Annotated in this window: 22 protein-coding genes; 12 read left to right on the top strand and 10 right to left on the bottom strand. The window is 63.7% G+C overall.

What is annotated here, in order from left to right; all coding sequences use genetic code 11:
• Nucleotides 1-271: 271 nt before the first annotated feature.
• The 9 genes from GWG65_RS23855 to GWG65_RS23815 form a co-directional block, all read right to left on the bottom strand.
• Nucleotides 272-766 carry a hypothetical protein gene (locus GWG65_RS23855; RefSeq protein ID WP_275198014.1) on the bottom strand — a complete coding sequence of 165 codons (495 nt, stop codon included), beginning with the start codon at nucleotides 764-766 and terminating at the stop codon, nucleotides 272-274.
• Complete coding sequence (locus GWG65_RS23850; protein ID WP_275198013.1) at nucleotides 705-1,277, bottom strand: hypothetical protein; 573 nt, start codon at nucleotides 1,275-1,277, stop codon at nucleotides 705-707. Before GWG65_RS23850 ends, GWG65_RS23855 begins: the two co-directional genes overlap by 62 nt.
• Nucleotides 1,278-1,422: 145 nt before the next feature.
• On the bottom strand, nucleotides 1,423-2,022 hold the full coding sequence (locus tag GWG65_RS23845) for a hypothetical protein (RefSeq protein WP_275198012.1): 600 nt from the start codon (nucleotides 2,020-2,022) through the stop codon (nucleotides 1,423-1,425).
• Nucleotides 2,023-2,220: 198 nt separating this feature from the next.
• Entirely contained in the window at nucleotides 2,221-2,682 is a 462-nt protein-coding gene (locus tag GWG65_RS23840; protein WP_275198011.1) for a DUF433 domain-containing protein, read from the bottom strand.
• 138 nt (nucleotides 2,683-2,820) lie between these two features.
• Nucleotides 2,821-5,187: an AAA family ATPase gene (locus GWG65_RS23835; protein WP_275198010.1), complete on the bottom strand. Its 2,367-nt coding sequence runs from the start codon at nucleotides 5,185-5,187 to the stop codon at nucleotides 2,821-2,823.
• A gap of 157 nt (nucleotides 5,188-5,344) precedes the next feature.
• A complete protein-coding gene (locus GWG65_RS23830; RefSeq protein WP_275198009.1) occupies nucleotides 5,345-5,788 on the bottom strand; it encodes a hypothetical protein in 444 nt (147 codons plus the stop codon).
• Nucleotides 5,789-6,034: 246 nt separating this feature from the next.
• Nucleotides 6,035-6,625, bottom strand: a complete 591-nt coding sequence (locus GWG65_RS23825; protein ID WP_275198008.1) for a hypothetical protein — start codon at nucleotides 6,623-6,625, stop codon at nucleotides 6,035-6,037.
• 1,107 nt (nucleotides 6,626-7,732) lie between these two features.
• A complete protein-coding gene (locus tag GWG65_RS23820; RefSeq protein WP_275198007.1) occupies nucleotides 7,733-8,338 on the bottom strand; it encodes a Uma2 family endonuclease in 606 nt (201 codons plus the stop codon).
• Nucleotides 8,339-8,983: 645 nt separating this feature from the next.
• Complete coding sequence (locus GWG65_RS23815; protein WP_275198006.1) at nucleotides 8,984-9,259, bottom strand: helix-turn-helix transcriptional regulator; 276 nt, start codon at nucleotides 9,257-9,259, stop codon at nucleotides 8,984-8,986.
• Nucleotides 9,260-9,660: 401 nt separating this feature from the next.
• On the opposite strand from GWG65_RS23815, the gene GWG65_RS23810 reads away from it, so the two are divergent.
• The 3 genes from GWG65_RS23810 to GWG65_RS23800 all read left to right on the top strand — a co-directional run bounded on the left by GWG65_RS23810 (nucleotide 9,661) and on the right by GWG65_RS23800 (nucleotide 10,996).
• Nucleotides 9,661-9,852 (top strand): hypothetical protein, encoded by a 192-nt coding sequence (locus GWG65_RS23810; RefSeq protein ID WP_275198005.1) that lies wholly within the window; start codon nucleotides 9,661-9,663, stop codon nucleotides 9,850-9,852.
• Between the two features lie 458 nt (nucleotides 9,853-10,310).
• A complete protein-coding gene (locus GWG65_RS23805; RefSeq protein ID WP_074124010.1) occupies nucleotides 10,311-10,622 on the top strand; it encodes a type II toxin-antitoxin system HigB family toxin in 312 nt (103 codons plus the stop codon).
• Nucleotides 10,622-10,996, top strand: coding sequence for an XRE family transcriptional regulator (locus tag GWG65_RS23800; protein ID WP_275198004.1), 375 nt, complete (start codon nucleotides 10,622-10,624; stop codon nucleotides 10,994-10,996). The genes GWG65_RS23805 and GWG65_RS23800 overlap by 1 nt, the downstream gene beginning before the upstream one ends.
• A gap of 178 nt (nucleotides 10,997-11,174) precedes the next feature.
• Here GWG65_RS23800 and GWG65_RS23795 read toward each other — a convergent pair whose 3' ends face one another.
• Nucleotides 11,175-12,875 (bottom strand): hypothetical protein, encoded by a 1,701-nt coding sequence (locus GWG65_RS23795; protein ID WP_275198003.1) that lies wholly within the window; start codon nucleotides 12,873-12,875, stop codon nucleotides 11,175-11,177.
• 300 nt (nucleotides 12,876-13,175) lie between these two features.
• On the opposite strand from GWG65_RS23795, the gene GWG65_RS23790 reads away from it, so the two are divergent.
• From GWG65_RS23790 to GWG65_RS23750, 9 genes are all read left to right on the top strand, one after another.
• Complete coding sequence (locus GWG65_RS23790; RefSeq protein ID WP_275198002.1) at nucleotides 13,176-13,796, top strand: UbiX family flavin prenyltransferase; 621 nt, start codon at nucleotides 13,176-13,178, stop codon at nucleotides 13,794-13,796.
• 27 nt (nucleotides 13,797-13,823) lie between these two features.
• Nucleotides 13,824-15,239, top strand: coding sequence for a UbiD family decarboxylase (locus tag GWG65_RS23785; protein WP_275198001.1), 1,416 nt, complete (start codon nucleotides 13,824-13,826; stop codon nucleotides 15,237-15,239).
• Nucleotides 15,240-15,369: 130 nt separating this feature from the next.
• Complete coding sequence (locus tag GWG65_RS23780; protein ID WP_275198000.1) at nucleotides 15,370-16,209, top strand: AraC family transcriptional regulator; 840 nt, start codon at nucleotides 15,370-15,372, stop codon at nucleotides 16,207-16,209.
• Between the two features lie 143 nt (nucleotides 16,210-16,352).
• Nucleotides 16,353-19,352, top strand: coding sequence for a molybdopterin cofactor-binding domain-containing protein (locus GWG65_RS23775; RefSeq protein WP_275197999.1), 3,000 nt, complete (start codon nucleotides 16,353-16,355; stop codon nucleotides 19,350-19,352).
• Nucleotides 19,349-20,164, top strand: a complete 816-nt coding sequence (locus GWG65_RS23770) for an FAD binding domain-containing protein (protein WP_275197998.1) — start codon at nucleotides 19,349-19,351, stop codon at nucleotides 20,162-20,164. The genes GWG65_RS23775 and GWG65_RS23770 overlap by 4 nt, the downstream gene beginning before the upstream one ends.
• Nucleotides 20,161-20,679 carry a (2Fe-2S)-binding protein gene (locus tag GWG65_RS23765; RefSeq protein WP_275197997.1) on the top strand — a complete coding sequence of 173 codons (519 nt, stop codon included), beginning with the start codon at nucleotides 20,161-20,163 and terminating at the stop codon, nucleotides 20,677-20,679. The genes GWG65_RS23770 and GWG65_RS23765 overlap by 4 nt, the downstream gene beginning before the upstream one ends.
• On the top strand, nucleotides 20,672-22,216 hold the full coding sequence (locus GWG65_RS23760) for an AMP-binding protein (RefSeq protein ID WP_275197996.1): 1,545 nt from the start codon (nucleotides 20,672-20,674) through the stop codon (nucleotides 22,214-22,216). The genes GWG65_RS23765 and GWG65_RS23760 overlap by 8 nt, the downstream gene beginning before the upstream one ends.
• A 29-nt stretch (nucleotides 22,217-22,245) precedes the next feature.
• On the top strand, nucleotides 22,246-23,052 hold the full coding sequence (locus GWG65_RS23755) for an enoyl-CoA hydratase-related protein (RefSeq protein WP_275197995.1): 807 nt from the start codon (nucleotides 22,246-22,248) through the stop codon (nucleotides 23,050-23,052).
• Between the two features lie 74 nt (nucleotides 23,053-23,126).
• Nucleotides 23,127-24,458, top strand: a complete 1,332-nt coding sequence (locus tag GWG65_RS23750; protein WP_275197994.1) for an MFS transporter — start codon at nucleotides 23,127-23,129, stop codon at nucleotides 24,456-24,458.
• Nucleotides 24,459-24,618 lie beyond the last annotated feature (160 nt).

The following is a 24,618-nucleotide window of genomic DNA, read 5'->3' as shown; positions in this document are numbered from 1 at the left end:
GGCCCAAAGCGACGTCCAAGGATTCGTGGGGTGGTGGCCAGCGCACCGTCCTTTCCGTTCCGCCGTCCGAGCGGCCCCTTTCGGGGCTGCACGACACCTCACGTTTGTGGCCGCGACAATGGTCTGAAGGATTCAATTTCGAGGTACGCTCGCCCAATGTCCGGCGTCGGATCGGGCAGGCGTGGCTGGAGCAGCCGGCTTGCGCCGGCTCTCCCCTTGCCACGCCGGACCGTGCCATGCCAGGCCGGGCCACACCCCGCCACGAAGCTGGTCAGTCGAGACACTCGACGCGAAATCTTCCGAATTTGGGCCGCCAGTCGCCTAGTCCACGCGCAACGCCGCTGGCCACAAAAATGTCCGCGATTAACGGCGGACTTAGAAGGCTCGGCAGATAAGAGGCTCTGAAATCGACGTTCCAGGTGTCGAACCGCGGTCGCGTTCGCATCGTGCGCGCCGTGCCAACGCGCACCGGCACCCGCAGACGGAAGCGCTCCTGCTTCCACAATTCATCGATATCCTGCGGGCCGTCGTAGAACAGCCTGGCCGGACCGTCGACCTCGATTCCGGCCGCAGCTTGTCTTCCCCGCCGCTGCATCTTCGCACCCGCGATGAAGGCAGCTTCGATCGCCTCGGCGGGAATGCATGGGCGGCCGTCATCGAGCCAGAGTCCCCCGAACCATTCGATGCGCGCGATCTCGCGATGGTCAGAGACGGTTTTCAGCCGCTTTCCGGTAATCCTCGCGAGCTCGCGCGAGATCGGATCCAAGGGGTCGCACAACCGGCCGGCATGCATCAACAGCGGGCGGACGCCGATCAAGCGCAAGGAAACGAAGTCGCTCACCATTGGCCTCTCCATGAAATGGATCTCGGACTTTAGGTTGATTGACAAGCAGACACGGGACGTCGGCGCGCTTGGGAATGCGTGATGCGTACCGCCGTCCCCGTAGAATAAGCGTGAAGTCAAGATGGCAACCGGCGCAGAGCGTCGTTAGATCCTCCGCGAGCTCGTGTTCGAGGCGCTCGTAGGTGCGATGGTGCACCTGCAGTTCGGCCTCTTCCGCACTGGCGTTGCAGATGCGGCAGCGCATGCCGGAGGCCTCGAGCTCGGCGAGGCGCGCCGGATTGTTGCGCCAAGCGCTGCTCGCGATGTAGCGCAGATAGCGATCGCGGCGCGCCGACGAGTCGTGGCCTTCCGAATCCTGATCTGTCATTTCGATCCCCGCAAAGAAGGCCGCCGCAATGGCGGCAGCCTCGGATGCCAACCGGAAGAATTGCATCGAGCGACGCACTCAATTTCGACCTGTCCCGCGGTCGGAGCCGCCGCCAGATGCTTGATGATCTCCTCAACGTGCTGTCGCCGTCACAAGCGATGCGAACCTCACCGGTTAGCCGTTAGCGAACCCGATGATGGATCAAGGCATCCTATGCATCGATGCTTTCGATCAGCTCGTCCAAGCAGTCTTGCTCTTCGTCGAAAAGCAGGTGCACGGGGTTGCCTTCGCGGGCCTGCCACGAAGCGTACGTCCCCATGCGTCCGTCCGGCGATAGCGCCGCGTCGAGATACTTGATGCCGTAATTGCGCTTGAAAGCTGTCAGTTTCCAACCCTCGATCGCGAATTGGCCATAGGAATGGAAGACCTCTGCCCATGGGTGCTCGAGTTCAATATGACTCTCCCCGGCGATCGCGCGGCGCAATAGTGCCATCGCTTCATCAACACCTATCTCGTCCGCTCGAAGCGCCGCGATTTCGCGCGGTGGAGGAGGATGCCGGAGCGCTTCCGAGTGAATCGCGAGCAGGCGCGTGGTCGCTTCCTCGCGCTCAATCTTGCCGGCATTGCTCGCGCGGAGAACCTCGATCGCCCGATCGAAGGCGGCCTCGAATGCGTCTAGGTCAATCAGCCGGCGGTACATATCACGGTAGAGCTTGCCGACGACGTCGGTAGGCCAGATTGGCCTCTCCGATGGCGTTGGCGCGGGCCGCCGCGGCGCACCGACGATGCGGGACCACATCGACGTGAGCATCGTCGTCAGGGTTCCGAGAAGGATGCCTCGCCTGGAGTACCTCATCATGATCCTCTGTTTTGAGCCACGTTTCTGATCACCGGAACGAATTCTGAATTGCCGGCGAGCTATCAGGCTCCCGATCGTGCACAGCAGCGTCGCGTTCGGGCAGCGCAGGGGTGGCTCCGTCACGCTCGGTCGGTGCAAGCAATCTCGTCATCATCGATCGGCCCATGGTGCTTCGCGCTCCAGCAAGCGGCAGGCCTGCAGCAGCGCGGACCTGACGAGGTCTTGCGATAAAGAGGGGTAGTCGATGCGAACGAGCTCAGTTGCCGACTTGTCGGCCAGCATGCAGAACACGGGGCCGGGGGGTACGCGCGTGCCGCGAAAAACGGGAGCGCCGCCCATGACATCGGGCCGACGTACGACCACAGGTGTGTCCGCCGAGGTGTGGCCTGCGATGGTGTCAATGATGGCGACTCGTGCGAGGAACTCGATGTTTGATTCACCTGACTTCCTTTGGATATTGCGTATCCTGCGCATCATTCCCGTCGTGACGAGATGAACCCCGCATCCAAGGCTGTGGGCAATCCCCGCCGTGGCGCTGAACATCGCCGTGGGACTTCCATGTAGGACCAGCAGCAGTTCGCCATCGAGCACCTGGGCGTCCGGCAATCTCATCGTTTTCACCTCAGAGCTAGTGCTTCACGATGCAACAATGATCCCGGCGCTAGCGCGCATCCTTGTGATGCGATGCTCGGGCGCCGAGAGAGATAACCCCTGTGTCCAGGCGGTGCCCGTGAACTGGCGCCCGTCCGACTAGGCCGAGCTTTCAGGCTCTCGATTCTCTCTGCGGGCCCTAGTGCGCAGGGGATGAGTCTTGAGAAGGTCGTCGATCGCGGCGCGATCGAGATATCCCGTCTCTTCCAATCGCCGCGCCACCGCTTCCACGACTGTCCGGTTCTCGGAGATCAATTCACGGGCGCGAGCCAGGCATCGGTCCAGGCGCTGCTTGATCAGCCCCACCACCGACGCATCGTGGAGCAGCATCTCGGTGGCGCGATCCGAAAAGTGGGCCACTCCGAGAGCGCCGAAGCCGAACCGCAGTTCGAGGTCGGTTGCGGCTGCGGTGGCCCGGGCGAAGTCGCTGTCCTCGCCGATCCCAGATCCCGCCGTCGCCTGAGACGCATCGAGGACGATCTCCTCGGCGGCGCGGCCACTCAACAGTGCCGTGATGTAGTTCTCGAGTCCGGTCAGGGTCTGCGAGTTGGCCCTGGAAAGCTCGACGCGGGTCGCGCCACCGTGATCCAGGATGGTCAGTGCGCGCGGTTCGAACACCGCCAGGGCGATACCCGCAACGAGATGTCCCGCCTCGTGAATCGCACACGATCGCCGCAACGACTTGGGCATTGCTTCGCGGCCGCACCGGACCTCCTGGAGCAGATCGTCGAGCGCAAGATCCCGCTTGGCGCGACGAGCCCGCGACTTCGCGCGCCGTGCCCATGCCTCGACGTCGGCGCCGGTCTTGCCGGCGGCAGCAAGCGCTGCCGGCATCAGGTCCACGCCCGACAGCACGTCGTGTCCTATGTGAAAGCGGAAGATCGCCGCGAGCGTCTCGGAATCGGGCAGGTCGATCTCGATTGTACGGTCAAGCCGTCCAGCGCGTTTCACGGCGGCGTCAATGTGCTCGGGGTGATTGGTTGCGCCGATCACTACGACGCCCGGCCGATCTTCGATACCGGCGAGCAGCTCTAGAAGGAGATTGACGATCTGCGTCCAATATTCTTTGTAGTCGCTCGTCAGCGTCGTGCGGTCGGATATCCCGTCCAGCTCGTCGATGAACAACAGACACGGCGCGAGCTGGCGTGCCCGCGAGAACGATTCCTTGATCGCGGCCAACGTACCAGACAAGAAGGGTGAGGCGTTCCAGTCGGCGACCGAGGTTGCCACAAGCGGTACGTTTGCCGACTTCGCCACGGCGCGGGCGAATTGCGTCTTGCCGACACCGGGCGGGCCGACCAGAAGCAATCCCTTCTCGATGCATTCCCACGCCAATCGACCGGCGCGGTATTCGCGCAGGTCGTTCACGAGATTAAGTCCCCATTCCCTGGCCGCGCCGTAGCCGGCGAGCTCCTCCAGCGCGGGGCCCCGGTGATCGAAGAACGACTTCGTTGCGACGATCCGCTGAAGCCGTTCGACGCACTCGTCGGCTGTGCGGTCGGAGCGGACCGATAGCACAAGGTCGGAGATGTCAACGGCTCGGACGAGCTGGTCGTCGAGCGCAGTGCTCGGGGATCGGCCGGTCACCGCCTCGATCACCAGCGCGACGCCGGCGCCGTCAAGTTGGCTGAGCGCGAGATGGTGCTCGGCTGCGCGAAGCAGATCGCGCGGCAAGTGGCGGCGCGGGTCGGGCGCCAGGCCAAACACCGGAGCGCGAGCGTGCAGGGCCTGTGCAACCGTGTCGTTCCCGCGCTCAGCCTTGTGCTCGTTCGAGGTGCCGTCCCTTGCCAGCAGCAATACCGGCCGGATCGGTCCGTGATTGAAGGTTCGCTCGTCGAGTACCTGGGCCTCGGCACCGAACGCGCAGGTTTTCAGGACCTGACGCGCCAGGGAAACCACGTCGGCGGCGTGAGTGGCAAGTGAGACCACCGGGCAGCCTCGCCGCAAGTCGCGGGTCAGTCCATCGACCGGCTCGATCGCGCGCGCCACGAGCACCGCGGCAGCCGCAAGATCGGCTCGAATGGAGGTGCGGCCGACGGATTCAGGTGCGGTGGCCAAATCGTTGATCAGGTGCTCGATGGGGTCATCGGCGTCGCCACTGCGCAGCAGCGGTCCGCTGTTGGTGCCAGCTTTGGCAGCTAGCATGTCGAGGTAGGCCCGCGCGAGAAGGTCGCGCCGACCCGGTCTATATTGGTTCATGGTTTCGCTCCGTTCAGACTGCATTTGAGACGAATCCAATTCGGCCAATTGCGATACCTGTTGCCCGTGGCGGCGACAGTCGTCTTCGCTCGCCGCTCGGCTTGCGGATCGACCAGACCCGCGGACGCGAGTCAGTCCTCTTGCCCGCGGTGCTGGTACACGAAGTGTGTCCCCCCAAGACGCATCAGCGAAATCTGGCCGTGCTAGTCCGCCACTTTTCTTCGGCGAGGAGCTCTCGTTACCGTTCTTGGACGAGGAATCGGCCATGTTGAGAAATGGACGGCCTTTTGGCAGCTCGTCTTGCGGAGAGATGAACTGCACATCGATCGGAGTCGCGGACTAGACATGTGTAGCGCTCCGGGGCGTAAGCCCAAGTGCCTTCCTGTTGGCAGGTGCGGTACCGAAAGCGCGCCATCGCTACTCCTTATCTATCCTCGTGCTGCCCGTCCTCCGGGGGACCAGTCGCTAACATCGGCCGGCCCTCGGCGTGCCTGGCACCGGGGACCATTACTTTGTTGGTGGCGTGATACTTATCGCCTTCCGCGCCGCAGAGCTCGCACGTGCAGCTGCTACGTGCCTCAGCGAGCGCGAGGGCCTCTTCGATGCGGGCCCTGGTCCGGTCGGAGACTTCGCCTTCCCAGTCCACACGCAGGATCCCGAACTTCTGCTTGATGCGGACAAACTCGAAGGTCTCGTTGTCCCGCAGCGCCTCTTCGATGCGGCCGCACAGCCGTTCCAGCACGTCCTGCCAGCCTTCGTTGCACAGCGGATAGCCGAAGGTATCCTTTGGCTCGTCCTGCATGAACTCGAACAGCCGGGGGTGAGCCCGCATGAATTCGATCCGCCAGTTCTGAGCGATCTGCGCCATCTCACTCCTCCTCATCTGGCGCCGGGTCGACCAAGCGGTCGTTCTCACGGTCGTACCGACGGAGCTCATAGCCAGAGCCATAGCTCCTCAGCGTACGAACAATGCGTATTCTATCGCCCTCGGACTCGTCCGCGACCGGCATGCCTTTGGCGTGAGCGGCACAGCGCGTCATGCAGACGCCATCGTCCAGATAGAGCTGCCCAAGTTCCCCGCATGTCTCGCAGGTGCATGCGCTCCGGCGTGTCTCTAAAACCCACGCACCACGCTGCGCGGACTCAAGGGAGCGTCGCGAAGGTCGATTTCCACCAATCCCTCGCACGCCAATGCACACATGGCGGCGATGATGTCGCAGCACGGACGGGCACGCTCCTCGAGTTCAAGTATTGTTTGTGGGCCGTCTTCGGCGAGCGCCGCGCCAATCTTCAGTCGATCTCTGATCGATACGTGAAAGCGCGCGTTAGACCAGACCTCTCGCACATTGGAGTAGATCGGCTCGCGCCGGATGTCGTCAGCATCGCGTTCCAGAAGGCGCAGCCCGTCCGACGCTAGCATCTCGCCGAGTCGCTCGTAGTCGGCTGCGGATCTCTGCGGCCGCCTTTCGCAGACGGCAAGCAGAAAATCTCCGTCAATCCTTTGCAGCACCACGCTCATCAGCGTGGGCGGCGTACCATAAAGGTTCGGAGCCTTCCGATAGTGAAGCGCGCGTACCTGCGCATCAAGGCTCGCCTCCTGGAGCGCGTCACGGAGGAGGAGGCTTTCAATGGGAATGGCGACCTTGCATTTCGGGCCGGAGAAGGTGGTCGATGCTGCCTTGCGAAGGGATTGGTTGCCATGCATGACATGATGTCCTGAACATTGCGTTGCGGGCGCAGACGGCGACGTTCCGGACGGTGATGATGATCGATGAACATTAGCGCGCTCCTTCCATAGGTGAATTCAGAAGAGACCGATTTCGGCGAACCTGGACAAGCGAACCCGGGCACGAGCGAGGTCTGGTTGCCCCGGACAAGCGCTTCCGATGTGCTGAATGTGAGGCGAGCCCTGTGAGTGCGTCAGTTCAATAGCGTCGGCGCTCTGCCGGTTCGCATGCTGCAGGCTGCAAATGTCTATGAGGCCAACTTGAAAGCTTGGCGCTTACCGGTTGACACGCTAAAGAGTGTCACTAGATTGCGCCAAAGATATGGCAATCAGCTGTGACGGCGACAAATTGTGCGAGCCACTAGATTAGGCGACGCCGACGGATCAAGGCTGTCCGCCCTCAAGTGCGGCGTGGCCGGCGAATGTAGTCTTCGCGGTCGCAACCCAGCATCTCGCAACGCGCGACATAGCCGTCGCAGTCCCGCTCTGGTCGCGTTGCAGGCGGTAAAGATCATCGTCCCCGATCTTTATGGGAGGCTCAATCGCGGCTGATCCGCTTGTCTGCCGCCGGGATACGAGCGTTCGTTCCCTTGAGGCCCTACGGTCCTTCAGTTCTTTCAATCGGGCATGCATGCTGTAGTGGGCACAGTAGGTCACCTACAATTTGTCCGCCAATGGGGGCAAAGTTCGTCTCCTAGCCTGAAATAACAAAACCTCATCAGCGACGGCGGGGTTTTGTCTTGTGTGGTTCTTGGCTTACTCTCCCGGAAGTGCCCTTCGGGTCTTCGAACTCCTCCGGAGAACGCCGTTCGTAACCGTGCAGAGCGCAACGGAGCGTACCCAAATGAGCGCCCCGACAGTAAATTCAGCAATCGAGCAGCTCCGGAAGCTCGGGATCCTGAGAGAAATCACCGGTAAGCGTGGGGATCGAGTCTACGCCCACGACGATTACCTTAATATTCTCCGCGACAAACCGGAGCCGAAGCCGCTCCCTGCCGTACAAGGGATGGGCAAAGTCGATCGCGGATATGGAGGCAGGGATCGCCGCCGAGGCGAAACGGCGCCATGCTCGCAATCGGAGAACGATCAACGAGCGGTGTCGTCGCTTCTTACGACTTGGAGACGCGGTCGAGGCTTCACGTCGAGCGTATCGTAGATCTCGTTCAGCGTGATGGACATTCCCAACGTCGGCAGTGGAATGTCGACGTCAAATGCTTCGAATGCATGCTCGAGCCAAGTCCCGTCTGTTTGCCGTCGATGAACTCTAACGAGGGCGATTTCTGACTCGATCTGCATGACCGTGTCGACGCTCTCTACGGCTTGATATTCGCGCAGCTTCGCCCCGTAGTCGAAGACAGCGGTACCCGGCGAGGAGACTTCAACGATGATTGTGGGCCTAGAGGCCGTCATTGTCGCGGCATTTGGCGGGCCGCAATCCACCACCACGTCCGGATAACGGACTGTATCAGGACCGGTCTGGACGGCCGTGTCGCTCGACGTGGTACGACATCCCTTCTTCTTCCCGGCGGGAACAAACGCCGTCTGGACGTTACTGCAGATGACGTTGTGCCCTTCTTTACCTCCGGCTATGGCATAGGCTATGCCGCCCACGAGTTCGTAGCGGATCTCGCTGCCCGAAATGGCCGCGAAAAATTTCGCAATTGTGAGCTTGTCGTGCTCAGGAACACCCATGGCAACATCCCAGACCTTCGCCCGCGTGTAAGATAAACTGCTTGCCGCGATAGGAAAGGCCGCCTCGCGGACTCGACTCGTCATGGCTACGAGGATGGCTCCCTTGAGAGTTGGTCCGAGTATCCAGCGAAGCCGCCCTAATGCCGCGCTTTCGCCTGGACAAGTCGACGAAGCCGTTTCCTCCTATGCCTCAGGCGCGTCATCACGCGCTCTGGCGAACCTGCTACGGCACCGGCATCTCACTCCAGGCAAGACTCGCACTCCGTACTGCGGGTCTACTCGGCAATGGCCCTGAAAAGATGGTCACCGTTGGCAGCGAGCGCCCTGACCCCGGGCGCGCTGAGCGCAGAGAAGGCTATGGCGGACGTCCTTTGCTTGGCGGCACCCGGTTGCGGGGCGCTGGGACAGCTGAGTACGCAATTCCCAATAGCTTGGCGAGCATCTTGGGTTTACTTTGCCGCTGACGCAACTCTTCTGCTGACCTCGATCACAGCTTCGCCCCCGTGCATCGGGAGCGCTTCCGAGCAGGTCCGCACGCTTCCTGATCTTTCCTCCCGGTTCCACCGGCACATATGAGACACGCTATAAGGTATCGAGAGTCTGACCGATCGACTAGCCAAATTTCCGCGCGAGATGGGCTGCGGCTCAGGAGTGCCTGGAACCAACCTGTGGATCGTCGCCCTTCGCTGCGAACAAGCCGGCAAGATCAACGTCCAGCGCGATTGCAATTCTAAGAAGGGAGTCCAGCGTTACGTTGGCCTCGCCGAGTTCGATCTGGCTGACCAGCGCCTGGCGGATCCCGGCTCGTTCGGCCAGATCCCGTTGGCTCAACTTCGATAACTGCCGCCGCTCCTTGACCCTGCGGGCCAACGTGGCCCGCAGCAGCGATTGAGTCTGTAGGAAGGATTCAGATATCGCCAAACGCCCACTCCCGGAATCCTTAGCTTGGTGGAGGCCGCAGTTTGCCATTTTAGGCGAGACGGCGCCACGCTTCTGAACAAGCATTTCGCTCGTCGCCGACTTCCACAGCAGGGTCGAAGGACAGCCGCTGGTCTCCGAGACATCAACCCAGCTTGGTCCGGACGTGCAACGGTAGCATTGGAGAGTCTCAATTATGAAAGGCCAAATCGTTCGGAGTATTGGCGTCGCGCGATGGCAGATCGACTTTGCAGAGTTCAGACGAATCCTTGCGGCGGTCCAAATTCAGTCGGCCGTTGAAACGGACCTCGAAAAGCTGCGGAACATCGATGCTGTGCTTGCCCGCACCGGGAGACTCACTCTAAGCAAGCAACTAGTCGGCAAATTTCGTACGTGAACCGAAGATGTCGAAGTCGAGCCGAAATCTGCCCGCCAGCGACTACGCAATTATCATCGATGGCCTTGTGAAGACCGAGTTCGCGACAAGCGATGGTGTGGAGATCGGGGCGCGAGACCTGAAGCGGCGATTTCCCATGTTGCAAGTCAAAATCTACGATGCGGCGGCTGGGGCAGATCGCGAGGTGAGTGCGTCTTGAACGGCCGTCACGGTTTGTACGTGTCCTAGTCCTTTCCCGTTCTCCAGCGAACAAATGCAGTCGCTGAGGCTCGGCGCGGGAGGTGCTGACGAGCTGGGCCACGAACTTGCTCACCGGCACGCGGCATACCGAAGCCTCGCCTGGCATCGGAAACGTCCATGCCTTCGGCGAAGGACGGACCGGCCGCCGCCCCGGGCCGGGTCAGTCGATCCCTGTCTCCGGTCCTCTACAAGTGCATCCCCTAATCGGGCAAAGTAGGCCCCCTGCTCGGCGCCGCCGGCGCCGAGTGAAACAAGAAGGGTTCGCGGCGGGCTTCGGTTTCGCCGCGAAAGTGCGAACCGAACGAATCGTGAATTAGCCCGAGTGCAAGGCGATCTTGCTATCGGCGGGCCGCGTGAGTTTCCCAAAAATGGAAATACCCTCTTCCATTTTTGGGAAATCGACGGTAGTATCCTTTCATGCTGGTGATCGGCACGGACATTGTTGAACGCTATTTTGCCGAGCGCTCTGGTCATCGGGGCATCGATGCGGCGCGCGCTCAATACAGGGCATGGCTGGCGATTGCGGAGGCTTCGGACTGGCGGACGCCGCAACAGGTGAAGCGATCGCATCCCAAGGCGAGTATCCTGAAAGGCGGACGTGTGGTGTTCAACATCAAGGCCAATGACTACCGCCTGATCGCCATGGTTCAATATCGTGATGGCGTGTTGATGATCCGCTTTTTCGGCAGTCATGAAGACTATGACAAGGTGGACGCGGAGACGGTGTGATGAAGGCAACATTGATAATTATCCAGAACCAGGCCGATCATGAGGCGGCCAAGGCGCTTGTCGGCAAGCTGATGCAATCTAACGAGACTGCCGATCGAGCGCGCATGGTAGCTCAGGCTCGCCTTATCGAGGCGTATGAACGCGCGCGCTGGCCGCGCAAAGCGCCGCCGTTGCCCGATTTACTGACCTATCTGGTGGAGCAACATGGTTTGACGCGCGCTGATCTTGTGCCGCTTCTGGGCACTGCGAGTCGCGTCAGTGAGGTCATGTCCGGCAAGCGCGAATTGAGCATGACGATGGTGAAGCGTCTGCGCGAACGTTTCCATATTCCGGCGGATTTGCTGATTTCCGCGAGCGGAAGTGCTGCGGCTTAGGTCAATCGGGACCATGACTTTCGATAGGGGGCGTACTTTGCTCGGCAGCCGTCAACATTCGCATCGACGCGAGAGAGTCAGCGCATGCGATTCCAACGACTTGCAGGGGGATTAGGGGACGCACTTCGACTGGCGCCGCACTCCGACAGCGGCGGCCCGCCACAGCACCTAACTAAGCCTACGCCCTGCGAAGCCGGCCCTGCCGTTGTTGCCGTTTGCCATGGTTCGCCGCCGGTCGTGAACCGCGCTCGCGGCGCGGCTGCGAACCGCCCCGGTGATGCTGCGGTCCCGCGACCTGCGGCAGCTTCGGCAGCGGCCAGTCCAGCTTCTCCGGGCGGTTTTGGTCGAGTTCGTGTGGCATGGGCAACGTGCCTCCGGCCTTGACATAGGCGCTCAGCACGGCGTCGCTCCACAATTTCATCGCCTCGATCTTCAACGGCATGTCTTGGCTCGTGAGGTAAAACTCCCGGGTGACTTCCGACATCTCGTCGTCCGGATCGTTTCGGTCGCGCGGTAGAACATGGCCGAGCATGGCTGATGCCGCTGCGCGAGACACCTTGTCGGGCTGCGCATTCAGGAAATCCGTTCCGATGGTCCGCACGAGGTGCGGCCAGAAGCGCGGCAGATCCCGCAAATAGTTTTCCGTGTACTCTCCTTTGCTGTTCTTCTTCCTGCCGCCCATGGCGCGCAAATGCGCATTCAGGCTGCTTGGATAGAGCCCGGGATCCGGGTTTTGGGGGTGATTGCGGCGGCTCCATCTTCGGGAGGAGGCGAACATCCAATCGCTCCTGCTGCGCAGGCCGCGCTTTTTGGCGATAAGCGCTTCAAAATCTCGCTCGCAACAGCGCACGATGTGGAGCAGGAACGGCGGGATAGGGAGCATAAATCGCCGCTTGTTCTTGACACCCTGGGCCGGCCATTCCGCCGTGCCCCAGGGTTGAGCGGCAGTGGAATACGGGTTCAGCGGATCGGCATATTGCAGCTTGCTCCGCCTGAGCTGGGTGCAGGTGTATTTCCGGTTGAGCGTGAAGACCAGCCACCACAGGCTGGCCCGGACGGCGGGCGAGACCTTCCGGTTTCCGCTGCGTCCGGCGCAATAGCGTTCGTGGACGACGAGCAGCTTACCCAGCGCCTCGACCTTGAACGCCGCCCTTGCTGCGTTGAATTCGCGATCGCGGTCCTCCATCTCCTCGATTTCATCGGCTGTCGGCTGCGGCGGCTTGATCTCCTCCCACCAGGGCACGACGCCGACGAGTCCGCTCTCGATGGTTCGTTCTGAACGGGCCCAGGTCAGCGCGGCCCGAACCCAGGCGAGTGTCTTGCAGCAGGCGCCGTGCCCTCGCGCGAGGTGGACGGCATCGAGCAGTTCGATCAGGTCGACGTCGGTCAGATGGGACAGCCTCTTGGCCTGCCACGCGGCGAACTGAGGCTTGTCGAAGCAACCCGCGATATCGCTCAGGGTGCTTGGCGCCGGCAGTTTGACGCGCTTGCCCTTCTTGCGCTTGACGCCTCGCGAGGCCTGGAACTCGCGGTCGAGGTCGGCCCAGCTCCACCCCTTCGTGCGCGGGCGTCGGCCCGATCGCATCGCATAGTAGCGCGCGCCGGCGGTGTCGCGCGCCTTTTTCACAGCAAGATAGTTGCCGTCGCCGGGCTCGCGTTTGGCATTGCCGATCCGCTTCATCTGGCCGTTGGCGCGGACGAACCAGCCGACGCGGGGCCCGCGTTGGCGCAGGATCAGGTAGCGTTGCTCCGTGTCGCAGTAGTCGTAGAACTCATTCGAGTCCTTGGCGCGCGCCGCACGGGCGAGCGCGTCGGTCACCACCTCGTCGTCGATCAGGACCCGCGTGGACTTCTCAGCTGGCCTGCGTGAGCCTGACATGGCCCACCTCCGTGACCCCTGCCGTAGCACTATCGTAGCACGGGGCGGCGGCGAGGGGACGGAAAATCGCCCTGCAAGTGCCTGTCGGGGTAGGCTTTTCCCGGGCGCTTCGGCCCGGATCGGCGCAAAAGACCCGCGCCAAGGACTCATACCGTCAGAGCACGGGAATCATAATCCTGGGGTCGGGGGTTCGAGTTATGATGAATGATATAATCAATCATTATTTGTGATGATGACTGGAATTGCCTAGTCTCGCGGCGGACCCGCGTTGGGCGGGACCCAGGGAGCGAAACCAGACATATGCAGGACGCAACGCCCAAACGGATGATCATCGGCATTTCCGGCGCCTCCGGCGTCACCTATGGCGTGCGCCTGCTGCAGCTTGTGCGCAATGCCGGCGTCGAGACCCATCTGGTGATGTCGAAGACGGCCGAACTGACCTTTGCCTATGAGACCGATCTGAAGATCGCGGAGGTGAGGGCGCTCGCCAATGTCAGCCACGCGATCGACGACATGGCCTCGGCGATCTCGAGCGGCTCGTTCCGTACCGCCGGGATGATCGTGGCGCCGTGCTCGATGCGCTCGATGTCCGAGATCGCCTCGGGCGTGACCACGACATTGCTCACCCGCGCCGCCGATGTGGTGCTGAAGGAGCGCCGTCGCCTGGTGCTGATGGTGCGCGAGACCCCGCTGCACACCGGGCATCTCAGGACCATGACGGCGCTATCGGAGATGGGCGCGATCATCGCGCCGCCGGTGCCGGCCTTCTATGCCAAACCCGAAAACCTCGACGACATGGTCGAGCACACCGTCGGCCGCGTGCTCGACCTCTTCGACATCGATATCGGCGTGGTGCGTCGCTGGGGCGAGGGCGAAGCGCTCAGGCGCCGTTCGCCGCCGCTGCGCAAGATGGCGACCTGACTTAGAGACCAAGGAAAGACCCGTCATATGCGAATGGAGAATGTTGCCGCGAAAGGTGTGAGCTCGCCCGCCGATCTGCGCGCCTGGCTCGCCCATCTCGCCGAACGCGGCAGGCTTGCGATTGCCCGTGAGGGCATTGGGCTGGCTGACGAGCTCGCCGCGATCGCCAAGCGGCTGGAGCGCGACAGCGCGGTGCTGTTTCCGCGCCCCGACGGGCACGAGATTCCCGTCGTCGCCAATCTCTTCGCCGGCCGTGACTGGGTCGCCGAGTCCATCGGCGTCACCGAGGACCAGTTGCTGCCGCGCTTCCTGGCCGCCGCGAGCAATCCGCTCCCCATCCATGAGGTCGCGAGCGGTCCGGTGCAGGAGGTCGTGCACGACGAGGTCGATCTGCTGCGCCAGCTTCCGGTGCCCAAGCACAATGAGCGCGACAGCGGCCCTTACATCACGGCCGGTCTGCTGATCGCCCGCAATCCCAAGACGGGCGTTCAGAACGTCTCGATCCACCGCTGCCAGATCTCCGGCAAGAACCGTATCGGCGTGCTGCTGCTGCCGCGGCACACGCTCTCCTATTATCGTCTCGCCGAAGAGTTGGGCCAGGCGCTGGAGATCGCGATCGTGATCGGCGCGCATCCGGCGCTGATGCTGGCATCGCAAGCGATTGCCGCGCTCGACGAGGACGAGATGGCGATTGCGGGCGCGCTGCTCGGCTCACCCGTGGATGTCGTCAAATGCCGCACCAATTCGGTGCGCGTGCCCGCCCATGCGGAGATCGTAATCGAGGGACGTATTCTTCAGGCTGTGCGCGAGCCGGAGGGGCCGTTCGGCGAATTCCCTCAATATTACGGTCCGCGCGCCAATCGCGAGGTGATCGAGGTTGATGCCATCACGCATCGCAAGGCGCCGATTTTCCATACCATCGTCGGCGGCGGTTTTGAGCATCTCATCCTCGGCGGCGTGCCGCGCGAGGCGACGCTGCTTCAGCACTTGCGCCGCAGTTTTCCAAATGTGCTCGACGTCCGCCTCACGCGCGGCGGCACCTGCCGCTATCATCTCGCGATCAGAATGGACAAGACCAACGATGGCGAGCCCAAGAACATCATGATGTGCGCCTTCGGCGCGCATTACGACATCAAGCAGGTGGTCGTGGTCGACAAGGACGTCGACATTTCCTCATCCGAGGAGATCGAATGGGCGGTGGCGACGCGCTTCCAGGCCGACCGCGACCTCATGGTCGTGGCTGGCGCGCTCGGCTCGAAACTCGATCCGACCACGGACAACGGCATCAGCGCCAAGATGGGCCTCGATGCGACCGCGCCGGTCAGCGCGCCCGAACTCGCCTTCAAGCGCATCCGGGTCAAGGGCGAGGAGGAGGTCGATCTCGCCACAGCGTTGCAGGCCGACCCCAGCGCCGCGGTCGCGCGGCTTCTCGCGGAGGCGTAGACATGAGCGGGTTACCGCTTGGAAGCAACTTGCGTCGGTTTGCGCCGTTGGAATATGTAGCGGGTGCTGCTTATAGTGCCGCGTCAACAAGCCAATCGTTTTGCGGCGCAATGCCGGGAGGGAGGAACTGATGTCGACGGCCCTGCGCATCGCTCATGGCGCTTTTGGCAGGGTCGCTCTGCTCGACATGGACCGTTCGCTGGTCCGTCACGCCCATCATCACTGCCACGTCCTGCTCAAGGTCGAAGGCGCCGACACGCAGTTTCTGGTCGGCGACCGGGTCACGCCGCTGACGGACACGACCGCCGTGCTCGTCGACGGCTGGAAGCCGCACGCCTATGTGCATGACGCCAATCGGCCGCGCACGCTGATCATGGCGCTCTATATCGAGCCGGAATGGCTGAAGGAATTCCGTCCCGGATGGGCCGCGAGCGGCGCACCGGGCTTTTTCGAGCGGCCGTCGGGCGAGGTGTCGCCGCGCATCCGCCAGCTCACGCTGCATTTGGCGGCCGAAATGATGGCAAATCCGGACGCGGTGCGGACCCATGAGGAGACGCTGTCGGACCTCATGATCGCGGTGATCGAACGCTTCACGCCCTGGCGCAGCTTCCCGAACTCGATCCGCAGCATGAGTGCGGTGAGCTGCGACTGGCGGATCCGGCGGGCGATGGATGCGATGCGGGTGCAGGATTCCCATGCCAGCGTCGACCAGTTCGCGAGAGGCGCGGGCCTGTCGCGCGCGCAGTTCTTCCGCCTGTTCGACGCCTCGCTCGGCGTCTCGCCAAAGATCTATCTCAACGTCGTGCGCATGGAGCGCGCGCTCGATGCGGTGATGCGCGAAGAGACGCCGCTCGGCGAACTCAGCGAGCGTTTCGGCTTTCCGGAGCCTGCGCATTTCACGCGCTTCTTCCGCGATCATGCCGGCGTCAGCCCGCGCGAGTTTCGCAACGTCTCGCGTCTTGCAGGTTGAGTCTTGTGGGCTGATATTGCGCTGCACGCGCTCGAATGAGACGATTTGGTAAGTCGTGAGAGCGGGCGGTATGGCCCGCGCACCCGCCGTCCTGACATCTGTCACCGCCGCGTCAAAGAGCGCGTCGGGAGGTATGCCGGGACATGTTGCAGGCGGTCAAATCCGCAAATCCGGGACGTGGCGATGAGCCGTGGGTCGGGCGTTCGATCGAACGCGTCGAGGACGCCGCGTTGCTCAGTGGTGGCGGCCGCTTCATCGACGATCTCGGCGTTCAGCCCGGTACGTTGCACGCGACCATCCTGCGCTCTCCGCACGCGCACGCCGATATTCTCTCGATCGACGTTGACGCCGCAAAACGGCTGCCGGGCGTTGCCGCCGTTCTGATCGGCAGCGACGTCAAGGCCGTCACCGCGAGCCTCGTCGTCGGCGTGAAGGCGCCGGTCGAGTGCTGGCCGATCGCGATGGATCGCGTGCGCTATGTCGGCGAGCCCGTGGCTGTGATCGTTGCCACCGACCGCGCCCGCGCCGAGGATGCGGCCGAGCTGATCAATGTCGAATATCGCCCGCGCGCTGCCGTCGTCGATCCGCTCGGCACGCTCGCGCCGGATGCACCGCTGCTGCACGACGGCTTTCCCGGCAATCTCGCCAGTGATCGCCACTTCAGCTATGGCGATCCCCAGAAGGCCTTTGCGGACGCGCCGCATCGCTTCTCCATCGACATCAAATACCCCCGCAATTCCTGCACGCCGATCGAGACCTATGGCGTCGTCGCTTCGCACGATGCCGGCGAAGATGCGTTCGAGGTGCTCGCCAATTTCCAGGGCCCGTTCAGCATCCACACGGTGATCGCGCGCGCGCTGAAGGTGCCGGGCAACCGGCTGCGGCTGCGCACGCCGCCGGATTCCGGCGGCAGCTTTGGCGTCAAGCAGGGCGTGTTTCCGTATATCGTGCTGATCGCGGCTGCGGCGCGCGTCACGGGACGGCCGGTGAAGTGGATCGAGGACCGGCTCGAGCATCTCACCGCATCGGTGTCGGCCACCAACCGTGCAACGACGCTGTCGGCGGCAGTTGCGGCCGACGGAAAGATCCTTGCGCTCGACTGGGACCAGGTCGAGGATTGCGGCGCGCATCTACGCGCGCCAGAGCCCGCGACGCTCTACCGCATGCATGGCAATCTGACCGGCGCCTACGACATCCGCCACGTCAGGATCCGCAACCGCGTCGTCGTCACCAACAAGACGCCGACCGGCCTCAACCGCGGTTTCGGCGGACCGCAGGTCTATTTTGCGCTGGAGCGCCTGGTGCAGCGGATCGCGATCGGGCTCGGTCTCGATCCGCTCGATGTCATCAAGCGCAATCTGATCGATGTGGGCGCCTTTCCCTATCGCACGGCCACTGGTGCGTTGCTGGATTCCGGCAACTACCAGGAGGCGGTCGCGCGCGCGGTCGAGCAGGGCAGGCTCGCGGAACTCAAGGCGATGCGTGACGAGGTGCGGGCGCGTGGCGGCCTCTACGGCATCGGCTTCACCGCCGTGGTCGAGCCCAGCGTCTCCAACATGGGCTACATCACCACCGTATTGACGGCGGCCGAGCGCCGCAAGGCGGGCCCGAAGAACGGGGCGCAGGCGACCGCGACCGTCGGGCTCGATCCGGTCGGCAGCGTCACGGTTCACGTGGCCTCGGTGCCGCAGGGGCAGGGCCATCGGACCGTGCTGTCGCAGGTCGTCGCCGACGTCTTCGGCCTCGAACCGAAGGACATTCGCGTCAACACCGAGATCGACACGGCCAAGGATGCCTGGTCGATCGCGTCGGGCAATTACGCCAGCCGCTTTGCCGCGGCGGTCGCGGGCACAGCGAAACTCGCCGCCGAGCGTGTCGCGGGCCGGCTCGCCCGCATCGCCGCCAGCCAGTTGAACGTCGAGGCAGCCGATATCGTCTTCGCGCGCGGCTTCGTCGCCTCAAAACACAATCCTGAGAACCGGATCGCCTTTTCGCGTGTCGCCGCGCTGAGCCACTGGTCGCCCGGCTCGCTGCCAGACGATGCCGGCCAGACCATCCGCGAGACCGCGTTCTGGACGCCGCCGGAGCTGACGCCGCCCGACGAGGACGACCGCATCAACTCCTCGCTCTGCCACGGCTTCATTTTCGACTTCTGCGGCGTCGAGATCGACCGCACCACGCTGGAGACGCGGATCGACCGCTACGTCACCATGCATGATTGCGGCACCATTTTGCATCCCGGCATGGTCGACGGTCAGATCCGCGGCGGTTTTGCGCAGGCGCTCGGCGCCGCGCTCTACGAGGAATATGCCTACGCCGAGGACGGCAGCTTTCTGACGGGAACGCTCGCCGACTATCTGCTGCCGACCACCACCGAGGTGCCGGAGCCAGAGATCATCCACATGGAGACGCCGTCGCCGTTCACGCCGCTCGGGGCGAAAGGCGTCGGCGAGGGCAATTGCATGTCGACGCCGGTCTGCATCGCCAATGCGGTCGCGGATGCGCTCGGCGTTGCCGACATCACGCTGCCGCTGGTGCCGGCGCGGCTTGCAGAGATGGTGCGCGGTGCCGAACCGCCGCCGGCTGGCGGCGCGATCGCGGCGTCCGTGCGCGAAGGCGACCGGCGGCTGCGCGGCGAGGGGCAAGCCTCGGTGAAGGCCGCGCCGGAGCAGGTCTGGGCGATGCTGCTCGATCCGAACACCTTGCAATCCGTCATTCCCGGCTGCCAGCGCGTCGACAAGGTCACGGAGACGCATTTCCGCGCCGACGTCACGCTCGGCATCGGCCCCGTCAGCGGTCGCTATCGCGCCGATGTCCAGCTGTTCGATCTCGATCCGCCGCGCGCGGTCACGTTGCGCGGCGGCGCCACCGGCGCGCTCGGCTTCGGCAACGCCGAGGGACGCATCACGCTCGTGCCCGACGGCAGCGGCGGCACGAGGCTGACCTACAGCTACGACGCCGCGATCGGCGGCAAGGTCGCGAGCATCGGCGGCCGCCTGCTCGACGGCGCCACGCGCGTGATCATCGGCCAATTCTTCACGGCGCTGGCGCGCAAGGCCAGCGGCGGCGGTGCGACCGGCAGCGGTTTCTCGCTGTTCGCGCTGGTGGCGAAGCTCGCCAGCCTGTTCGGAGGGCGCCGATGAAGCCGCCAGCTTTCGATTATCTCCGCGCCGAGACTGTCGGCGATGTCCTCGAAGGGCTCGCGCAGGAAGGCGGCAATGCCCGCGTGCTCGCCGGTGGCCAGTCGCTGATGGCGATGCTCAACATGCGGCTCGCCAAGCCGAAGCTTCTGATCGACATCATGCGCCTCGAGGAGCTGCGCAAGATCGAGCAGAAGGGCGATGCCGTCGTCATCGGCGCCGGCGTGCGCCAAGCCGATCTGCTCGCCTGGCCCGATCTTGCCGAGGCGCTGCCGCTGGTGGCGCTGGCGCTGCCATGGGTCGGGCATATGCAGACCCGCAGCCGCGGCACCATTTGCGGTTCGCTCGCGCATGCCGATCCCAGCGCCGAGATGCCGCTCACATTGGTCGCACTCGGCGGCGAAGTGTTTTTGCGCAGCGCCAAACGGCGGCGCCGCGTGTTGGCAAAAGACTTCTTCGCCGGCATGATGCTGACGGCGCGCGGCGACGACGAACTGATCGAAGGCATCTCGTTGCCGGTGGTCAAGGGAACGCGCTTCGCCTTCCGTGAGGTCGCCCGCCGCCATGGCGATTTCGCCATCGTCGCTTGTGCCGCGATGAAGACATCCGCGGGCGTGCGCCTTGCCGTCGGCGGCGTCGCCGACGTGCCGACCATGCGCGACTGGCCGCGCCTGGAGGGCAGCGCGCTCGACGATGCCCTCAACGCGTTCGCCTACGAGCTCGGCGCGCGCGACGACGTCCACGCCACCGCACGTTATCGCCGCGACCTCGTCCGCATGATCGGCCGCGACCTGATCTGCGAGGTGCTGCAATGACCCGCCTCAAGGCCGATCACCGCCATTCCGTCCGTGTCACGCTTAACGGCAAGCTCGTCCAGGCGGAAGCCGAGCCGCGCACGCTGCTCTCCGATTTCCTGCGTCACCAGATTGGTGCGACCGGAACCCATGTCGGCTGCGAGCACGGCGTCTGCGGCGCCTGCACCATCGTCGTCGACGGCACGCTGACGCGGTCGTGCCTGACGCTCGCAGCGCAAGTCGATGGCTGCGAGATCAGGACGGTCGAAGGGCTCGCGCCGTCCGCTGACCGGCTCGGCGTGCTGCAACAGGCGTTCCGCCGCAACCACGCGCTCCAGTGCGGCTTCTGCACCGCCGGCATTTTGATGTCGCTCGATCACTATCTCAGCCGCAACCGCTCGCCGACGGAAGCGGAGATCCGCGATCTCCTCAGCGGCCATCTGTGCCGCTGCACCGGCTACACCCCGATCATCCAGGCGGCGCTGGAAGCCGCCGCCCAGCTTGCTTCATCCAAAAAAGAGACGTCAGATGCTTGATCTCGCCAGCAGCTTCATGGCCAGCGCCGCGCGCGATCCCCACGTCATTGCATTGGTCGACGGCGATCTTCGCCTGACCTACCGGCAATGGTACGACAAGATCTCCGCACTCGTGGCATCCTTCGACCGCCTCGGCCTCAAGCCGGGCGATCACGTCGTCACGCTGCTGCAAAACCGCTGGGAGGCGGCGACGCTGCACTGGGCCTGCCAGTTTGCGGGTCTCGTCGTCACCCCGATTAACTGGCGCGCCAAGGCCGACGAGCTCGACTATTGCATCGAGAACGCCGAAGCCTGCGCGGTCGTCTATCAGGACATTTCGGCGGAGGCGGTGCAGGGATCGGCGCTGGCCGGCAAGCTGCTACGCATATCCGTCGATCCCGGCATAGGCGAGGCGACGAGCTTTGCCGATCTGATCCGGGACGCCGCGCCCGATGCCGAGCCGCGCGTCGGCACGGACGCCTGGTCGATCATGCTCTACACCTCGGGCACGACCTCGCGGCCAAAGGGCGTGCCGCGTCGGCATCGTGCCGAACGCGCCGCGGCGATCGCCCATGTGGCGCAAAACCTCTACGGCCGCAGCGAGCGCACGCTCGGCGTGATGCCGCTCTATCACACCATGGGCGTCCGCTCGCTGCTGGCGATGTCGCTGATCGGCGGCAGTTTCGTCTGCCTGCCGCGCTATGACAGCCGCCAGGCTTTGGCGCTGATCGAGCAGGAAGCGATCACCAATCTCTATCTGGTGCCGACGCTCTATCACGACCTCGTCCATCACGAGGCCTTTGCCAAGACCGATGTATCCAGCGTCCGCAAGCTCGGTTTTGCGGGGGCGTCGATGACCGACGGACAGCTGAAGAAGCTGAACGAGGCGTTCAAGCCGGACCTGTTCGTCAATCACTACGGTAGCTCCGAGATCTACACGTTTACGATCGACCAGAATGCCGCGGCAAAGCCGGGGTCGGCGGGCAAGGCCGGGCTGAACCAGCACATCAAGGTGGTGCGCATCGGCGCGCATTCGGTCTCGGACCTCGCCGCGGTCGGCGAGGAGGGTGAGATCATCGCAACGCTCAAGGGCGACGAAGCCTTTGAAGGTTATTGGCGACGCCCCGAGGCCGACGCCAAGTCGCTGCGCGAAGGCTGGTATTTCACCGGCGACACCGGCTTCGTCGATCCCGATGGCGACCTGTTCGTCACCGGCCGCGTCGACGACATGATCATCACCGGCGGCGAGAACGTCTCGCCGGTCGAGATCGAGAGCTGCCTGTCGCTGCATCCGGCGGTCGACGAGGTCGCGGTGGTCGGCGTGGCCGACGAGAAGTGGGGCAAGGTCGTCGCCGCCTTCGTCAAGCGAAATCGCTCGGTTTCGGATGTCGAGCTCGAGCAGTTCTGCCGCACCTCGGGCCTTGCCAATTTCAAGCGGCCGCGCCGCTACGTCTTCGTCGACACGATTCCAAAATCGCCCGTCGGCAAGCTGCTGCGTCGACTGCTCGTCGCCGGAGAATACGAGGCCGAGCGCCTGCCGCCATCGGACGCGGCCTGATCATCGATCATCAACAGAAGGAAGCCAACATGTCGTCACCCTATACATTCGCCGATCCCCGGCTCGTCAAGCTCGACGGGTTCAAGGTCGAGATCGACGAGGCGCATGAGCGCGCCGACATTATCCTGGGCCGCCCACCCTACAACGTCGTGGCGATGCCGCAGCGCGACCAGCTTCGGCTGACCTTCGAGACGCTGGACGAGGATCCGCGCGTCCGCATCATCGTGCTGCGGGGCGAGGGCGAACACTTCTCCAGCGGCGGTAATATCGGCGGCTTCATGGAAGCGAGCCCCGAGCACGTCTCCAAGCTCGCCTGGAACATCGCCGCGCCCGCGCGCTGCGCCAAGCCCGTCATCGTCGCCAACCGCGGCTATTGCTTCGGCGTCGGTTTCGAGCTGTCGCTCGCCTGTGACTTCCGCATTGCGTCGGAGACCACGCAATACGCGCTGCCGGAGCAGAAGCTCGGCCAGATCCCGGGCTCGGGTGGCTCGGCGCGCTTGCAGAAGATGGTCGGCATCACCCGCACCAAGGACATCGTGATGCGCTCCAAGCGCATCTCGGCCAAGCAGGCGTTCGATTGGGGCATCGCCACCGAATGCGTGCCGGACGCCGAGCTGGAGAAGGCGACCGACAAGCTGGTCGGCGAGCTCCGCACCTTCTCGCCGCTGGCGCAGCGTACGGCCAAGAAGCTCCTCAACGACACCGAGGATTCGACGCTGGCGATCGCGATCGAGCTCGAGGGCCATTGCTACAGCCGTTTGCGCCAGTCGGACGACTTCAAGGAGGGCGTCGAGGCCTTCAACGCCAAGCGGCCGCCGAAATTCGCGGGGCGCTGATCAAACAACATTAACGACTGCCGCGGTTCGCAATGGCGCGAACCGCGGCGCATTTCAAACGGGGAGGGTAAAAAATGGCTGAGATGGATATGCCGGTCGCAGGCGCACAGGTGCCGGCCGCCAACAAGCAGATGGTCAACGCGATCATCGCATCGGTATTGGGATGGGCGCTCGATCTGTTTGATTTGTTCATTCTGCTCTACGTGGCGCCGGTTATCGGCGCGCTGTTCTTTCCGTCGAGCAATGCAGCGCTGTCGCTGGCCGCGGTCTATGGCTCGTTCGCCGTGACCCTGCTGATGCGGCCGCTCGGCTCGGCGGTGTTCGGGCATTATGCCGACGTGCATGGCCGCAAGCAGGCGATGCTGATTGCCATCATCGGCGTCGGCATCAGCACCGCGGCGTTCGGCCTGCTGCCGACCATCGCCCAAATCGGCGTCTTCGCACCGATCGTTTTCCTGGCTCTACGTCTGGTGCAGGGCGTGTTCGTCGGTGGCGTCGTGGCGTCCACCCACACCATCGGCACCGAATCGGTGCCGGCGCAATGGCGCGGCGCGATGTCGGGTCTGGTCGGCGGCGGCGGTGCCGGTATCGGCGCGCTGCTCGCGTCGTTCATCTTCCTGATCACGTCCTCGATCTTCCCCGGCGATGCCTTCGCTGTGTGGGGTTGGCGCTTCATGTTCTTCTCTGGACTCCTGAGCTCGCTGCTCGGCTGGTTCATTTTCCGCAACCTCGAGGAGTCGCCGTATTTCAAGGAGCTCAAGCGCCAGCAGGGCAACACGCAGGCGAAGGTCTCGAAGGCGCCGGTCAAGGACGTGTTCTCCGGCGAATATCGCGGCGTCTTGCTGGTCAATTTGCTGATCACCTTCGGGGGCGGCGCCGGCTACTATCTGACCTCGGGCTATCTGCCGAGCTTCCTGAAAGTCATCAATGCGGTCCCGAACCAGACTTCGTCGCTGATCCTGATGGGCGCGAGCGTCTCGGCGTTCTTCTCCGCGGTGCTGGTCGGTGCGCTCAGCGACCGCATCGGCCGCAAGAAGACGTTCCTCATCATCGGCGTGCTGGCGGCGGTGCTGCTGCCGCTCTGCTATCTCAACCTTGCTGCCACCAAGGACACCACGCAGATCACGCTCTATGCGTTTGCCATCGCCTTCATCGGCAATGCCGGCTACGCACCGGTGCTGATCTTCCTGAACGAGCGCTTCCCGACCGCCTTGCGCGCCAGCGGCACGGGCCTGTCCTGGAACATCGGCTTTGCGCTGGGCGGCATGATGCCGACCGTCGTCTCGCTGGTGAGCGGCAGTCCCGCCGAGATTCCGATGTCGCTGGCCTGTTTCGCGGTCGGCGTCTTCGTGATCTACCTGATCGGGGCCGTCGTGATCCCGGAGACCAAGGGCAACTTCCGCTGAGCGCGCTCGGCGCGGCCGATTGCAAGTCCCGTAATGTGGTCGGCGGTGTTTGGCGCGTTGCGGAATGGCACTATCTAGAATAAACGACCAGAACAAGCTGTTCCCGAGGCCGAGACTGGCGGCTGCCGCCGCAGCGGATTAGGCCGCCTTCATGGTCAAG

The sequence above is a fragment of the Bradyrhizobium sp. CSA207 genome, from assembly GCF_029051685.1.
In the GTDB taxonomy this organism is placed as follows: Bacteria; Pseudomonadota; Alphaproteobacteria; order Rhizobiales; family Xanthobacteraceae; genus Bradyrhizobium.
Note: the sequence above shows the minus strand (reverse complement) of the source record. Positions and strands in the feature narration are given on the sequence as shown.